This window comes from Blautia sp. LMAG:89 (assembly GCF_008679485.1).
Classification (GTDB): Bacteria; Bacillota; Clostridia; order Lachnospirales; family Lachnospiraceae; genus Blautia_A; species Blautia_A fusiformis.
The window spans coordinates 818478-834098 of record NZ_NANC01000004.1 but is presented as its reverse complement, the minus strand read 5'-3'; the positions used below and the strand labels follow the sequence as shown (position 1 = coordinate 834098).

General features: G+C 33.6%; 14 protein-coding genes and 2 pseudogenes. 14 read left to right on the top strand and 2 right to left on the bottom strand.

The genetic code is table 11. The features are described 5' to 3' along the window. The first annotated feature begins 83 nt into the window (after positions 1-83). From CCC70_RS07740 to CCC70_RS07700, 9 genes and pseudogenes are all read left to right on the top strand, one after another. Positions 84-1547: a HEPN domain-containing protein gene (locus CCC70_RS07740; RefSeq protein ID WP_215706684.1), complete on the top strand. Its 1464-nt coding sequence runs from the start codon at positions 84-86 to the stop codon at positions 1545-1547. Between the two features lie 663 nt (positions 1548-2210). Continuing rightward, the gene (locus CCC70_RS07735; RefSeq protein WP_287084596.1) at positions 2211-2738 is read left to right on the top strand and encodes a hypothetical protein; all 528 of its coding nucleotides are present in this window, start codon (positions 2211-2213) and stop codon (positions 2736-2738) included. Next, positions 2713-2859 carry a TnpV protein gene (locus tag CCC70_RS07730; RefSeq protein ID WP_330577149.1) on the top strand — a complete coding sequence of 49 codons (147 nt, stop codon included), beginning with the start codon at positions 2713-2715 and terminating at the stop codon, positions 2857-2859. Before CCC70_RS07735 ends, CCC70_RS07730 begins: the two co-directional genes overlap by 26 nt. A 136-nt stretch (positions 2860-2995) precedes the next feature. Beyond that, positions 2996-3319, top strand: coding sequence for an LPS biosynthesis protein (locus CCC70_RS07725; RefSeq protein ID WP_287084595.1), 324 nt, complete (start codon positions 2996-2998; stop codon positions 3317-3319). 147 nt (positions 3320-3466) lie between these two features. Then, positions 3467-3589 (top strand): annotated as a pseudogene (locus tag CCC70_RS07720) (helix-turn-helix transcriptional regulator); the annotation flags it as partial. A 374-nt stretch (positions 3590-3963) separates the two neighbouring features. Then, a complete protein-coding gene (locus tag CCC70_RS07715) occupies positions 3964-4701 on the top strand; it encodes a hypothetical protein (protein WP_021388247.1) in 738 nt (245 codons plus the stop codon). Between the two features lie 58 nt (positions 4702-4759). Beyond that, a pseudogene (locus tag CCC70_RS07710) lies at positions 4760-5404 on the top strand (aminoglycoside phosphotransferase family protein); the annotation flags it as partial. Positions 5405-5414: 10 nt separating this feature from the next. Then, positions 5415-5780, top strand: a complete 366-nt coding sequence (locus CCC70_RS07705) for a GNAT family N-acetyltransferase (protein ID WP_002303448.1) — start codon at positions 5415-5417, stop codon at positions 5778-5780. Continuing rightward, positions 5781-7220 carry a bifunctional aminoglycoside N-acetyltransferase AAC(6')-Ie/aminoglycoside O-phosphotransferase APH(2'')-Ia gene (locus tag CCC70_RS07700; RefSeq protein ID WP_001028144.1) on the top strand — a complete coding sequence of 480 codons (1440 nt, stop codon included), beginning with the start codon at positions 5781-5783 and terminating at the stop codon, positions 7218-7220. Between the two features lie 129 nt (positions 7221-7349). On the opposite strand, the gene CCC70_RS07695 is transcribed toward CCC70_RS07700, so the two are convergent. After that, on the bottom strand, positions 7350-8522 hold the full coding sequence (locus CCC70_RS07695) for an IS256-like element IS256 family transposase (RefSeq protein ID WP_000195429.1): 1173 nt from the start codon (positions 8520-8522) through the stop codon (positions 7350-7352). A 423-nt stretch (positions 8523-8945) separates the two neighbouring features. Here CCC70_RS07695 and CCC70_RS07690 point away from each other — a divergent pair, with 423 nt between their 5' ends. The 5 genes from CCC70_RS07690 (at position 8946) to CCC70_RS07670 (ending at position 14151) form a co-directional block, all read left to right on the top strand. Beyond that, a complete protein-coding gene (locus tag CCC70_RS07690; RefSeq protein ID WP_004613336.1) occupies positions 8946-9476 on the top strand; it encodes a DUF6560 family protein in 531 nt (176 codons plus the stop codon). 382 nt (positions 9477-9858) lie between these two features. Beyond that, entirely contained in the window at positions 9859-11025 is a 1167-nt protein-coding gene (locus CCC70_RS07685) for an XRE family transcriptional regulator (RefSeq protein ID WP_009273376.1), read from the top strand. 653 nt (positions 11026-11678) lie between these two features. After that, the gene (locus CCC70_RS07680; RefSeq protein WP_009273378.1) at positions 11679-11906 is read left to right on the top strand and encodes a hypothetical protein; all 228 of its coding nucleotides are present in this window, start codon (positions 11679-11681) and stop codon (positions 11904-11906) included. 111 nt (positions 11907-12017) lie between these two features. Continuing rightward, complete coding sequence (locus CCC70_RS07675; protein WP_009273379.1) at positions 12018-13631, top strand: recombinase family protein; 1614 nt, start codon at positions 12018-12020, stop codon at positions 13629-13631. 43 nt (positions 13632-13674) lie between these two features. Further along, positions 13675-14151 carry an XRE family transcriptional regulator gene (locus CCC70_RS07670; RefSeq protein WP_173905390.1) on the top strand — a complete coding sequence of 159 codons (477 nt, stop codon included), beginning with the start codon at positions 13675-13677 and terminating at the stop codon, positions 14149-14151. A gap of 827 nt (positions 14152-14978) precedes the next feature. Here CCC70_RS07670 and CCC70_RS07665 read toward each other — a convergent pair. Further along, complete coding sequence (locus tag CCC70_RS07665) at positions 14979-15521, bottom strand: SMI1/KNR4 family protein (RefSeq protein ID WP_015526348.1); 543 nt, start codon at positions 15519-15521, stop codon at positions 14979-14981. Positions 15522-15621 lie beyond the last annotated feature (100 nt).

Here is a 15621-nt window from a genome sequence, read left to right as displayed (position 1 = left end):
TGAATTGACAAAAGATGTTGTAAATTTGATGTATGTCTTATTTATTTATAAAGAGATTTTGAAGAATAAGTAGGAGGAAAAACATGAGTATAGAAGCCGGTGGAGCATTTTCCGGAAAACTTGAAAGCATAGATGGATTAAAATTAAATAATAGAGCGGAAATACATATTAATAAATATTATCAAGGGATAATTACGCTTTATAGAGTTTCAAGAAAAATTGTGAATATGGCGCAAGAAAAGATTGAGTATTTGGTAATTAAACTAGAAAATGAAGAGAAGATAACTGCAATTGGGTTAAATTTTAAATCGGCTTCTGGAGGAGTTAACAATTGTTTTAAACTTGAATTGCAGGCGGATATATTGTTAAAAGGAAAAATGGCTTATGCTAATACTTCTAAATTTCAAGAGATATATTTTGAAATAACGGAAGGAAATGAATTGATAGGTTTATGTCCGTACGATGTAAATAAAAATTATGAAGATATTATATTTTGCCGTAAAATTGATATACCAATCAATGTGGAAAATAGAAGTGTCCAATTGGAAAATGGAGAATTGATATTTGGCGTTTATCCGAAATATCAATATAGTAAAGAAGCGTTGTCCATTGGATTTGCACATCGTATTACATGGAAATTTAATTCAGCCATAGACATAGAAAATATAAGGGAAAATTTGTATATAATAACAGACTTTTTTTCGGTATTGGCAGGAGAAAGTGTTACAATTAATGCTTTGAATTGTGTGGATTGTGATAAGTTGGTAGAAGTTATGGGAATCTGTAATTTTCCAAAAGAAAAATTAAATATATTGAAAAATGATACAATAGATTATACATCTTTTAAAAGAAGCTCCTTATATAAAATAACTGATTTTCAAAATTTAGAACAAGCATTAAGATATTGGTTTTCTAATTACGAAAAGATATATAATGCACAACAAGCATACGGAAGAATTTTGTTGGATGAGGAGGTGAAAATTGTTACAACAAATAAATATTTAGCTGCAATGCAATTGATTGAAGGATACACTCAAGCATACGCAGATGAAGAAAAAGAAATCAAAGAATTTGAGGAAAAAAAGAATGAATTGATTAGTAAACTTGAAAGTAAAGAAGAAAAAGAGTTAGTTGAAAAAGGCTTGGGATATTCGGGTATATCTTTTAGAAAAGCAGTGAAGGATTATTTGCACAAAGGTTATAATCTTTTTGAAGAAATATCTAAAAAGAAATTTGTAGAGAAAAAAGAAAAACTTATAGATGATATAGTGCATGATCGAAATTATTACACGCATTCTTCGAATAGAATATCTGCAATAATGAAATTTGATGATCTGTTAAATGTTTCTAATTTTTGCAAGGAATTATATAGAATTATAACTCTGCGAGATATGGGTCTTGCCATAGAGACTATTAAGCTTAGGTCGAGAAATAATCGAACCTTTTTTGCATTGATGAAAAAAATAATGGACATTGAGATTGAAACTGATGATCTCAAACTTACAGAGTTTGATAAGGCGATGCATTCTTTTTCGGATAGTAAATAGCGTGATAACATCATGATAACAAAATCGCCCAAAACTATACGGACACATCGGAAAATCCGGATTTTCCCACACAAATCACACGAAAAATCACCATTTGCACACCGCAATACATTGGTCTGATATCGTGAAGGTGGACGTACTGTAGGATCAGGACGTGTTGCTACAATCATCGAGTAATCGTTAATTAGTATAACATCCTAATTTAATATATATTGAGTACCGCAAGGTACATTGTGTCCAAACGTAAGATACCCCGGAACCGTAAGGTTTCCGGGGCTTTTCTGTACTCTAAGAAAAGAATTGTTCGTAAATTTATCAGATTAGAAACAGTGAAATATTTATCAGCAAGATGAAATACGGATAAATTTAAAATTGAAAAATAAGGCTTGCGGTGCCAAAACGGTGCCAAAAAGAAACTCCTGCGAATGTTTGCTATTCACAGGAGTAATTTTTTTACCAGCCTTTGATCTGTTTGATCTGTTCAGCACGTTCTGGATCACGATGATATTGTAGTTTCAGACGGATAGTTTCCACAATATCCAGCTTTTAAAAGATGACAAGGAGCAGGCAGTTAAAGATAAAGAGGAAGCTGAGAAGCGTGCGGAAAAAGCCGAGAAAGATCTGCATAGCCTGGAAGAACGCAGAGAACGGTTACAGCCGGTAATGGATAATGTCAGCAAAGAAATAAAGGAATATGGAACAGTGAAAACTCTACTTCCAGAAGCTGGTGCATTGGAACGTGCAACAACTTACCGGGATAAGAAAATAAAACCACTGTTTACTCAGGTGAAAAATAAAATTGCTGCGATGGCTGCACAGGTTAAAGAACTTGCCGAAGAAGTAGAAAAATGGAAACACAAATATCAGAAAACAAAGCAAGCATATAACCAAATACAAAGAGAGTTAGATACAGTGCGTGAAGAAAAAGAGCAGTTATTTGATGAAAAACAACAATTGCAGGATGTTTCTGATAGATATGACCGGGTAGTGCGTGTTCTTGGAGAAAATGCTGTAGATGATGCGGTACAACAGGATATACAGGAGCAGAAGGCATTAGAAGAAAAGCGACAAATGGAGCAAATACCAACAGGAAGTATTCACGAAAGACTTGCCTGGGGAGCTGACGGCACATCTGAACCGAGTCGATCAGGAGGCCAGAGAGCAGGTGGAAACCTTGGTAAAGCAGATTGAGGAAAAACAAGGTGTGACGGAACAACTGAAAATGCAGGATCTGATGAAATGGGTTGGATTGATAAATAATATAAAGGCATGTGCGGAGGAAATTGTGTTGAAAGAGAGCGTGTATATGTGAGCAGAAAGGGCAGTCGGAAGGCTGCTCTTTGGCAATCTAAGAATAGAGTTATGGGATAGAATATGATAAAATGTAAGAGATAAATCGGAATTTATCAGAAAATGAGGAATAGTTGAAATGGAGGCGCTATAATAACATGAAGATTGAAGGGAACCAGAAAGAACTGGATGCAATGGTAGAATTTCATAAGGGAAACTGTGTCGAGGGGCTGAGACTGCAAGAAGAATTTGCAGCGGAATTTCGTAAGGAGTATAAAGACAAAGATCACTGTCCTTGCCTGAAAGCCTGTCGTTATCACGGAAACTGTAAGGAATGTGTAGCAATCCACAGAGCGCATCAGGAACATGTTCCTAATTGTATGCGACCATTGATTAATAAAAAATTGAAATTGATGTCAGAATTAACAGAGCATACCTTGGCAAATGAAATAGAAGCTCCACATGAGATTTTAAGAAAATAGGCAAGTCAAATTCCAGTTTGTATAATTGAAAAAATGAAAAACGCATAGACAACTGTGTCTATTAGTGAAAATACGACATTTCTCGCTTTGTGTCGTGTTATTTGCAGATAACAGATTCTATATTTGATGATGAAAGGAGGAGTTGAGGTGGACCAAGTAAAAATCGGGAATTTTTTAAAAAAACTTCGCAAAGAAAAAGGCATTACACAGGAGCAGTTGGCAGAAATATTAAATGTCTCTGGAAGGACCGTATCCAGATGGGAAACCGGAGTTTCCCAAACAAAAGGATATTAAGGAATAACCTGTGTTTACCTGCTTGCGAATAAAAGAATAATGCTATTAAGTTAGCGATACTACATAAATGTGTTGGTATCTCTTTTTCATTGGCTTAAAACAACAGGCTATTTTATTTCTGCTTGATTACTCTAAACTTATTGGGATATGATTTGTCAAGGGCTTGTTGCGTAAGCAATGCTTAGCACCCTTTACAAATTATGGACGGTAAAGTAGCTTTTCAAAAGCAGAAAAAAGTAGTCTTAAGATTTTGAAGTATTGTAGCAGGTAGTGGAAAATGGTATAATGTGAATACAGAGAAACATATAAATTTGTATTTAACAATCAATAAATTGAGAGGGCTTAATCTTATGACTAAACAAAAGAAGGTAATTTGGATAATATTGGGAATAATTATTTTTGTGTTTAGTGTTTTTCTAGGGCTTGGATATTTAGGTCAAATAACAGGTGGAAATAGTTTAATACAAAGAACAGAAATAAACGATAAATATGTTCCGGCAGAAATAACAAAATATTATCCAATAGAAGATTTAAACTCAAAAGAAAGTTTACTTTCTGATGAAAATTATGCAAACTCAATACAGGATGCTCTGTTAAGTGCCTCTATTGAGTTTGAACAAGGCGAAGAATATAAAGCACATATTGATAAGATTATAAAGGAGTTTGAAAACGAAAACTATAAAAGTGTTTTGTATATATCAGAAAAAAACGATATAGAGTCAAGTTTGACATTTTCAAAATTCAAAATTAAGGAAATAGATGGTAAAAAGAGATATGCTTATATTACAAGTGTACATGAGGTTATAAAGAAAGACCGCCCGTATGACAAAGATACGATGTCGTTACTAAAATCACAGTTAGCATTAAGTGATAGCTTACAAGATTTAAATATCAGTCCAGACAATAGTCGCTTTTTATATGGATTTGTACATGATGAAGATATTTACAATGCAAAAATAGAAAATAAAAAACCCGATGAAATTATTTATTTTGAACTTTGTGAAAAGCCTTTCTATTTTTGGTATTATGAAAATTTTCAAAGCGATAAATCTGGAAAATCTTTAAGTATAGAAATTGAAAGAGAATAAATAATAGAACAATTCTAGGTTGTAGAAGTGACTGGCTATTAGATGTCAATAGTTTTTTAAAATTTTTTTGACTTTTTTAAATACAAATTTAGAAACTAATGTAAAAATTCCTAATATTGAATATTCGTATATTAGTGATGAATTATCTATACTAGGTTATAAAGAAATTAAAGGAACTTTTTTAACACCAGAAATTTATTCTACTATGTCAGAAGAAGAACAAAATTTGTTAAAACGAGATATTGCCAGTTTTTTAAGACAAATGCACGGTTTAGATTATACAGATATTAGTGAATGTACTATTGATAATAAACAAAATGTATTAGAAGAGTATATATTGTTGCGTGAAACTATTTATAATGATTTAACTGATATAGAAAAAGATTATATAGAAAGTTTTATGGAAAGACTAAATGCAACAACAGTTTTTGAGGGTAAAAAGTGTTTATGCCATAATGATTTTAGTTGTAATCATCTATTGTTAGATGGCAATAATAGATTAACTGGAATAATTGATTTTGGAGATTCTGGAATTATAGATGAATATTGTGATTTTATATACTTACTTGAAGATAGTGAAGAAGAAATAGGAACAAATTTTGGAGAAGATATATTAAGAATGTATGGAAATATAGATATTGAGAAAGCAAAAGAATATCAAGATATAGTTGAAGAATATTATCCTATTGAAACTATTGTTTATTGATGATAATATGGTTTTTGATATTGATAATTTAAAAGGATTTCTTAATGATACCAGTTCATTTGGGTTTATAGCTAAAGAAAATAATAAAATTATAGGATTTGCATATTGCTATACACTTTTAAGACCTGATGGAAAAACAATGTTTTATTTACACTCAATAGGAATGTTACCTAACTATCAAGACAAAGGTTATGGTTCAAAATTATTATCTTTTATTAAGGAATATTCTAAAGAGATTGGTTGTTCTGAAATGTTTTTAATAACTGATAAAGGTAATCCTAGAGCTTGCCATGTATATGAAAAATTAGGTGGTAAAAATGATTATAAAGATGAAATAGTATATGTATATGATTATGAAAAAGGTGATAAATAAATGAATATAGTTGAAAATGAAATATGTATAAGAACTTTAATAGATGATGATTTTCCTTTGATGTTAAAATGGTTAACTGATGAAAGAGTATTAGAATTTTATGGTGGTAGAGATAAAAAATATACATTAGAATCATTAAAAAAACATTATACAGAGCCTTGGGAAGATGAAGTTTTTAGAGTAATTATTGAATATAACAATGTTCCTATTGGATATGGACAAATATATAAAATGTATGATGAGTTATATACTGATTATCATTATCCAAAAACTGATGAGATAGTCTATGGTATGGATCAATTTATAGGAGAGCCAAATTATTGGAGTAAAGGAATTGGTACAAGATATATTAAATTGATTTTTGAATTTTTGAAAAAAGAAAGAAATGCTAATGCAGTTATTTTAGACCCTCATAAAAATAATCCAAGAGCAATAAGGGCATACCAAAAATCTGGTTTTAGAATTATTGAAGATTTGCCAGAACATGAATTACACGAGGGCAAAAAAGAAGATTGTTATTTAATGGAATATAGATATGATGATAATGCCACAAATGTTAAGGCAATGAAATATTTAATTGAGCATTACTTTGATAATTTCAAAGTAGATAGTATTGAAATAATCGGTAGTGGTTATGATAGTGTGGCATATTTAGTTAATAATGAATACATTTTTAAAACAAAATTTAGTACTAATAAGAAAAAAGGTTATGCAAAAGAAAAAGCAATATATAATTTTTTAAATACAAATTTAGAAACTAATGTAAAAATTCCTAATATTGAATATTCGTATATTAGTGATGAATTATCTATACTAGGTTATAAAGAAATTAAAGGAACTTTTTTAACACCAGAAATTTATTCTACTATGTCAGAAGAAGAACAAAATTTGTTAAAACGAGATATTGCCAGTTTTTTAAGACAAATGCACGGTTTAGATTATACAGATATTAGTGAATGTACTATTGATAATAAACAAAATGTATTAGAAGAGTATATATTGTTGCGTGAAACTATTTATAATGATTTAACTGATATAGAAAAAGATTATATAGAAAGTTTTATGGAAAGACTAAATGCAACAACAGTTTTTGAGGGTAAAAAGTGTTTATGCCATAATGATTTTAGTTGTAATCATCTATTGTTAGATGGCAATAATAGATTAACTGGAATAATTGATTTTGGAGATTCTGGAATTATAGATGAATATTGTGATTTTATATACTTACTTGAAGATAGTGAAGAAGAAATAGGAACAAATTTTGGAGAAGATATATTAAGAATGTATGGAAATATAGATATTGAGAAAGCAAAAGAATATCAAGATATAGTTGAAGAATATTATCCTATTGAAACTATTGTTTATGGAATTAAAAATATTAAACAGGAATTTATCGAAAATGGTAGAAAAGAAATTTATAAAAGGACTTATAAAGATTGATTATATAATATATGAAAAGCTATTATAAAAGACATTAGTATTAAATAGTTTAAAAAAATGAAAAATAATAAAGGAAGTGAGTCAAGTCCAGACTCCTGTGTAAAATGCTATACAATGTTTTTACCATTTCTACTTATCAAAATTGATGTATTTTCTTGAAGAATAAATCCATTCATCATGTAGGTCCATAAGAACGGCTCCAATTAAGCGATTGGCTGATGTTTGATTGGGGAAGATGCGAATAATCTTTTCTCTTCTGCGTACTTCTTGATTCAGTCGTTCAATTAGATTGGTACTCTTTAGTCGATTGTGGGAATTTCCTTGTACGGTATATTGAAAGGCGTCTTCGAATCCATCATCCAATGATGCGCAAGCTTTTGAATATTTTGGTTGATCGATATAATCATGAATCAATCGATTTTTAGCCTCACGCGCTAAGTTAATATCTGTGAACTTAAAAATTCCTTTAACAGCTTCTCTGAAAGATTTTGAATTTTTTTTAGGAATGGTGGTAAAGATATTTCTTAGGAAGTGAACTTGGCATCTTTGCCAACTTACGTTGGTGAAGGATTTTCTAATGGCAGAGACTAATCCTTTGTGCGCATCAGAAATAACGAGTTCCGTACCTTGTAAACCGCGTTCTTTTAGGTATTCAAAAAATGTTGTCCAGGTCTCTTCGCTTTCGCCACTTTGAATCATGAAGCCGATAATTTCACGGTCGCCATCTTTGGTTATTCCAATCGCTATATGACAGCTTTTTGAGAGTACTCGATTTTCTTCTCGTACTTTTATATAGAGTACATCGGTCATTAAGTAAGGATAATTTTTTTCTGATAATAAACGATTCTGCCACTCGTTAACCATAGGTTCTAGCTGTTCTGTTAAGCTAGAAACGAAGGACTTAGAGACGGATTTACCACAAAGTTCTTCCACAATTTTTGATACTTTACGAGTTGAAACGCCTGATACATACATTTCCAACATTGAAGCCATGAGGGCTTTTTCGTTTCGTTGATAACGTTCAAACACTGTGGGTGAAAAATGGCCATCACGTGTTCTGGGTACTTTTAATTCTAGCGTGCCTACACGTGTCGTAAAGCTGCGCTCATAATAGCCATTTCGTTGACTTTGTCGGTTTTCTGTTCGTTCATATTCTTTTGCTTGAATATATTCTGTTCGTTGATTTTCCATTAGTTGATTAAATACCGTTGTTAAAATATTTTTAGAAACGTCATCCTTTACAGAATATTCAATAATGCTTTGAATCTCTTCGCTTTTCAGTGTAAAATGTACTTGGGTCATGTAAAAGTCCTCCTGGGTATGTTTTTGTCGTTAAAAAAGATTAAAAATCTGATTATCTGCATAAACACAAGTACTTTAAGTAATAGGAATGAAAATACAAAAGAAATTTACCACTAATTTACTACGATTGAAAGAACCTTGATACGATAAAGAAAAATCGCATAAAAAAGAAAAAAGGTATTTCATACAAGATATGAGATGTCTTTTTGTTGCTGTAACACAGCATAATTTGTTCTTTTTTCTGCTTGATTATCTATCATTTTTTAGAGCATGAATTGTCAAGAGCTTGTTGCGTAAGCAATGCTTGCACTCTTGATAAGGCATGGGATAAAAAATATTCTGACAGATAGCAGAAAAGTAATGAACTGAAATGAGGTAAGTGCTATAATATATTTATCAATTTTGGAAAACGTGGAGAGATATATGGAAAAGATATTAGAAAACACATTATTACTCATGATACTGCCTTGGATATTTGTCTGGGGAATACTATGTATCTTAGAAAAGAGAAAACGGAAAAATGAAGACGGAAATAAAGATGAAAAAAGCTATGTTATACAAAATGATAATATGTTCTTTCCCTTTTTTTCGTTAGGTATGTTTTTATTTTCATTTTGCCTTTTTTATACGGTGTTTTTTACTGAATTTGATATATCGGAAGTAATATCAGTTTCTGTCTTTGTCATATTTTTTGCTATTTTAACATTAGATAGTGCAATCTGGAGAGTAATTGTAGATGGTGATATAATCAAATACCGTTCATTTTATGGGATTACTAGGACATATAATTTTAATGATATTACCAAAGGAGTTTATACTAAGAAAGGTTCTTTAAAAATATATATTGAGGGGAAAAGAATTTTTACATTTTATGATAATTTAGAATTTTCTTTATTTGAAAATCAAATGAGAAAAAGAAAAATTCCTTTAGAATATAAACGCAAAGAAAAATAATAAGGAAATTGTTCAGAATTAGTTTAATAATATTACCACTTTAAAGACGGAGTGATCCAGACACGGTGGCAGGGAAATCTTTCAGATTTTTCTGCCATGTCTTGCAAGTGGCTGGTTCACTTCGTCTGTGAGCGAGCCTGTGGCGAGCGAAGATTAAGCCCTCGTTATCTAACAGGGGGGTACTATTACAAAAGACAAGAGCAAAAACAAATACAAAACTGCTGATATGCAACGATTTACAAGGTTATAAGAACTTATTTCACTTCACATCCTATTTTTTCGATCCGACAGGTCTAAAACAGCATATCAATAGCAAATAATGATAAGATACAAGGCGTATGCTTCTATGAGTATATGCCTTTTTTGATTGGAGGAATAAAGCATGAATGATATGAAATTTATTGAAACATTAAAGCAAAAGAGAAAAGACTGTGATTATTCGCAATCACGACTGGCACAGGAATTGCAAATCAGCAGGCAGAACTTAAATGAAATTGAAAACGGAAAAACAAAAGCCAGTAAAGAAATGAAACATATACTTCTACATTATCTTGATTATTGTAATTGTACTCAGCCTTTCACTTTAACGATTGACTACCTGCGTGTTCGTTTTCTCACCACAGACGCATTGGAAATTATAAAAAATGTACTGGCAATGAAGAGCGAATATTTTATCCATGAAGATTACGGAATGTATGGCTATGAAGAACAGTATGTCTATGGGGATATTAGTGTAAATGCTTCTAAAGATAGTTCTATGGGTGTTTTATTGGAATTAAGAGGTATGGGGTGTCGGAACTTGGAATATGTTTTACAGGCAAGAGGGATAGACTGGTATTACTTTTTAAGATGTTGTATAGATTATCAAGGTGTTTTTAAACGCATAGATTTAGCGGTCAATGATATGGGCGGACTGCTGGATATAGAAATTCTAAGGGAACGCTATTATGCCAACAAGGTATGGAAACGTTCAAGAACCCATGAAGCAGTAGACAGCGGGAAATTATCGGGTACACATGGAGATACTGCAAAAACCTTTTATATCGGTTCAAAGAATAGTTCCATCTACTTTTGCCTGTATGAAAAAGAAAAGGAACAAAAAAGCAAAGGTATAAAAACAAACATTAAGAACCGCTTTGAAATTCGTTTAAAAAATGGAAAAGCAGAACAAACGATAGAACAACTTGTTTTTACAAGAAATCCCGAACAGACCATAGCAAGCCTTATCCTCACACAGATAGATTTTCCCGATTATATTTTATGGGATATATTTTTAGATAATGTAACGACCTCACTTCCGTTTATTATGACGCCTGTTGCTGTCAATATGGAGAAAACAAAACGCTGGTTAGAAAGACAGGTCATGCCCTCTTTATTGATGATAAAAGAGATTGAAAAGAAAACAGGAGCAAATTATCTGGAAGAAATCGACAGACATACAAGACTAACAGAAAAGCAGGAATTAAAAATTAAACAAATGACAACAGACATAGCAGATATGATTGAGAAAGATACCGCTGTTCCACAAGGGAATGACGGTATTTTTTAATTTCTTCAAAAAATCTGCAACAAAACGGTTACTTGCGTACAGATATGGTGCAAGGAAAGGAAATCTGACTTTTTTTGAAAACAGGTCATTAAATCGGTGGTTGCTGTCCCTATATGATGTGAAAGAAGAAACGATTTTCAATTTCAACTTAACAATCCGTAGTTTCCATTCCCTATATGGAGCAAAGAAAATCTTTCATTCCATAGTTGGTAGTAATAGTGTTGCATGGGTAGTTAGGGTGTGAAAAGAAAATCAGATTTTTTCATCACCAACTTAGCAGAATGACACTTTCTTTCCCTATATGGTGCAGGAAAAGAGAAAAGTTTTGAAGATTGGTTACGCTTCTGCTCTTTTCCAACGCGGTATATAGGAAAGACGATTTTCTTCTTTCATGTTCTTTGACAACTGAATAAAGCAGTTCAATACGTTTGACAGACAGCGAGCCGTTGAAACAGATACGCCATGACCTTTCCCCTGCAAAAGCGAGCGACAACTTATTTGTGTTCCTGTAAAAGATTTGTTCTCTTTTATCGCCATGACCTGTCCTGTCTGATAATGATACTCCCGTACAGCCACAGCTTGAGCGTTCAGAGCGGCGCACGCAATGGGTACGGCTACATAAGAACTATGCAGAGGTGGAACTCCTGTGGGCTATGACAAAAGCCGTTGAATTGCTTAGAAAAGATTTTTACAGAAAGGGGGTATGTGTTATTGCTGATATTGTAAAAACAAGGCAGGAAAAGACAAATAATAAGCGTGGCATTGGCAACAGAGGAAAAACAAAGATTGTTATAAAAGAGCATTTTTCCGAAAAGGGAAAGACAATGGGAGAACTTCTGACAGATGTTATGCTGGAAAAAGCAAAGCAGACAATCGCATAAAATCGGTGCAGTTGTAAGAAATAGATTGAATGACAAAAAGTACCCGTGTTATACTTTACTTGCAAGCAGGTATTGTAAACACGGGTTAGTTATAAAGGAGGATAACTGACAATGAAACAACAGATTTACAATACTGCACTTTATCTTAGGTTAAGCCGAGATGATGAATTACAGGGCGAAAGTTCCAGCATTACCACACAAAGAAGTATGTTGCGTCTATATGCAAAAGAACATCATTTGAATGTGATTGATGAATATATTGATGACGGCTGGTCGGGAACAAATTTTGAAAGACCGAGTTTCCAGAGAATGATTGAAGATATAGAGGCAGGAAAAATCAACTGTGTTGTAACGAAAGACCTTTCCCGACTTGGCAGAAATTATATTATGACAGGACAATATACAGAATTGTATTTTCCCAGCCATAATGTCCGTTACATAGCGATTGACGACGGTGTAGACAGCGAAAAAGGCGAAAGTGAGATTGCACCATTTAAAAATATCATTAATGAATGGGTGGCAAGAGATACAAGCCGTAAAGTGAAATCGGCATTTAAGACAAAATTTGCAGAGGGTGCGTATTATGGGGCTTATGCTCCGTTAGGATATAAGAAACACCCCGACATCAAAGGAAAACTGCTGGTTGATGAGGAAACAAAATGGATTGTTGAAAAAATCTTCTCCCTAGCCTATCAAGGTTACGGTAGTGCAAAAATCACAAAGGTACTGCGAGAAGAAAAAGTTCCGACAGCGTCTTGGCTGAATTTCACAAGGTACGGTACTTTTGCACACATCTTTGAGGGAAAGCCCGAAAGCAAGCGTTATGAGTGGACGATTGCTCATGTCAAGGCAATCTTAAAAAGTGAAGTCTATATCGGAAACAGCGTTCATAATCGACAATCAACAGTTTCATTCAAGAGCAAGAAAAAAGTGCGTAAGCCCGAAAGTGAATGGTTTCGAGTAGAAAATACCCATGAACCGATTATTGACAAGGAAGTGTTCTATCGTGTGCAGGAACAGATAAAATCAAGGCGTAGACAGACAAAGGAAAAAGCAACGCCGATATTTGCAGGGCTTGTCAAGTGTGCGGATTGTGGCTGGTCTATGCGGTTTGCGACAAATAAGGCAAATAAAACGCCATACAGTTATTATGCTTGCAGTTACTACGGGCAGTTTGGCAAAGGTACTTGTTCTATGCACTATATCCGTTATGATGTGTTGTATCAAGCCGTATTGGAACGATTGCAGTATTGGGCTAAGGCAGTACAGCAGGACGAAGAAAAGGTGTTGAATAAGATACAAAAGGCTGGCAATGCAGAGCGAATACGGGAAAAGAAGAAAAAGGCAAGTGCCTTGAAGAAAGCCGAGAACCGACAAAATGAGATTGACCGCTTGTTTGCGAAAATGTACGAAGATAGAGCCTGTGAGAAGATAACGGAACGAAACTTCATCATGCTGTCGGGGAAATATCAGAAAGAACAGATAGAACTGGAACAGCAGATAACCAACCTAAGAGAAGAATTAAGTAAAATGGAACAGGATATGATAGGTGCTGAAAGGTGGATTGAGTTAATCAAGGAGTATTCCGTACCAAAGGAACTGACAGCACCGTTATTAAATGCAATGATAGAAAAAATCCTTATTCACGAAGCAACAACGAATGAGGAGAACGAAAGAATACAGGAAATAGAGATATATTACCGATTTATTGGAAAAGTAGACTGATAAAGAGGGTTCATATCTTTAACTAAGGGAAACTGGAAACAATATGCCGGATATCAGTATTCTTGTGGATATTGCAGATTATTATGATATCAGCATTCCTGAGATTATCAGTGGAGAAAGGAAAAGCGAGATGATGAACGAAGAAGAAAGAAAAATTGCTAAAACAATGTCAGATTATGCAACTACAGAGAAAGAGAAGATTTTTAAGGAAATGAAGCTCCAAAGTGTCATGGGAGTTTGTGCATTGGTTCTATACTGGATTCTGCATGAAACAGGTGCATATATGTATAATGATGTGTTAGGAAAGCTTGCCGGCTATTGTGAGACCTTGGTATCTGTGTCAGTCATAATGATGGCAGCATTTACGACAGGATCTTTAAGCAAGGTGCGGAGCAAGAGTAGGAAAGTTTTTGTGTTCGAAAATTTCCCAAAACCTATGCAATTAGTTGTAACAGCAGTTGTTGCTTTTGGTGGAGCTGCTGTGATCAAGCTGGTACTGGTGTATTTTTTCGGCTTATAAGTATTTTCAAATTCGTATTACATACTATGGAAAAAGAACTTTTTGACATTTTCACAGATGCGTGATAATATGATTATAGAAAAAGAGTGCTACCGATAGACGGTTAGTCCGTTTTACTATTTAGAATATCTATCAAAGATAACCGCTTAGTTTACCAGACCAGGGCGGTTATTTTTGTGGTTTATGATTATCTTTGCCTAATATATATCCGATACTAAAGCAGGTTAAGCCGAAGCTCACTACTGCTATGAAGTCAACAATACTCATTGGCTTAGCCCTCCTTTCCAGTGGATTCCCTTTCGGGTTTCTATGTAATCAGAGGGTCACAGGTCTCCGTTTCACTTCGGTCGTTGCAAAACGAGTGCCACTGGCACTCTGCAACCCTCTGTTGAAGGACTAACCGCCTACCGTTATGGTAGCACCCATGTTCTGATTATAACCGCCTGAAATTGTCGGTGCAATATAAAATTGGCAGAGCAGAATCCAGCAACTGTAGAAGAAAATTTTTTGAGTATTTTCCGGTGCCAAAACGGTGCCAAGAAATCAGGCGAATAAAAATACATGGTGTAAATCAGCCGTTTTTCACTGTATTTTGGAGAGAAAATCATAAAAAATATGAGGTGAAACGGGATTAAAGTATCGCGAGGGTGGACGTATTGTAGGATCAGGACGTGTTGCTACAGTTATCGAGTAATCGTTAATTAGTATAATATCCTAATTTAATATATATTGAGTACCGCAAGGTACATTGTGTCCAAACGTAAGATACCCCGGAACCGTAAGGTTTCCGGGGTATTTTTACGAAAAATATTCATAAAATTTCTGTTTTATGGATTCAGGAAATACCAGAATTCATGCCCCTGGCATACGATATATCTTTCCAGCCATTCATTAAAAGGGATATTAAAACGATCAGTATCTGGAGCTGGATAGCATAGGTAATCGTCTCTGCCTTCTGATACAGCCTGAAGATCCATGGTTATATCGCCGATGTCCTGTAAGCAAAGAACAGGAAGATGATATGTAAACTCCGGATCAGATAAAATAGGCGTACTATTCCAAGATTCCTTTTCTTTGAGCGCTCTTTTTAAAGAATAAATGGTACAGCTGACTAAAGAACTGCCTTCCTCTCCGCAAAAAAGTTCCATGCCATTTGAGCAGGATAAAAAAGCTTTGTATGAGGCAGGAAGTTTCATATTGGGAAAATATTTTTCAAACAGCTGAAATTCTTCAGGTGTTACAGGAGGGTTAAATTTATGAGTTACTTTTATAGGTTCATCGCCTAAATGCCACTGATAGACCCATCCATTATTTTCCATTTCATATTTTAGATTGTTGAAAATTCTGTAGATTGCACGGATGTCTTCCATTACATATATGCTCCTTGATCGATGTGATATTGTAAAGATTCATATGTCTGCTTTATTTGATAACGGAGAGTAATTATAGCATGCTTAAAAGTTTTTTCAA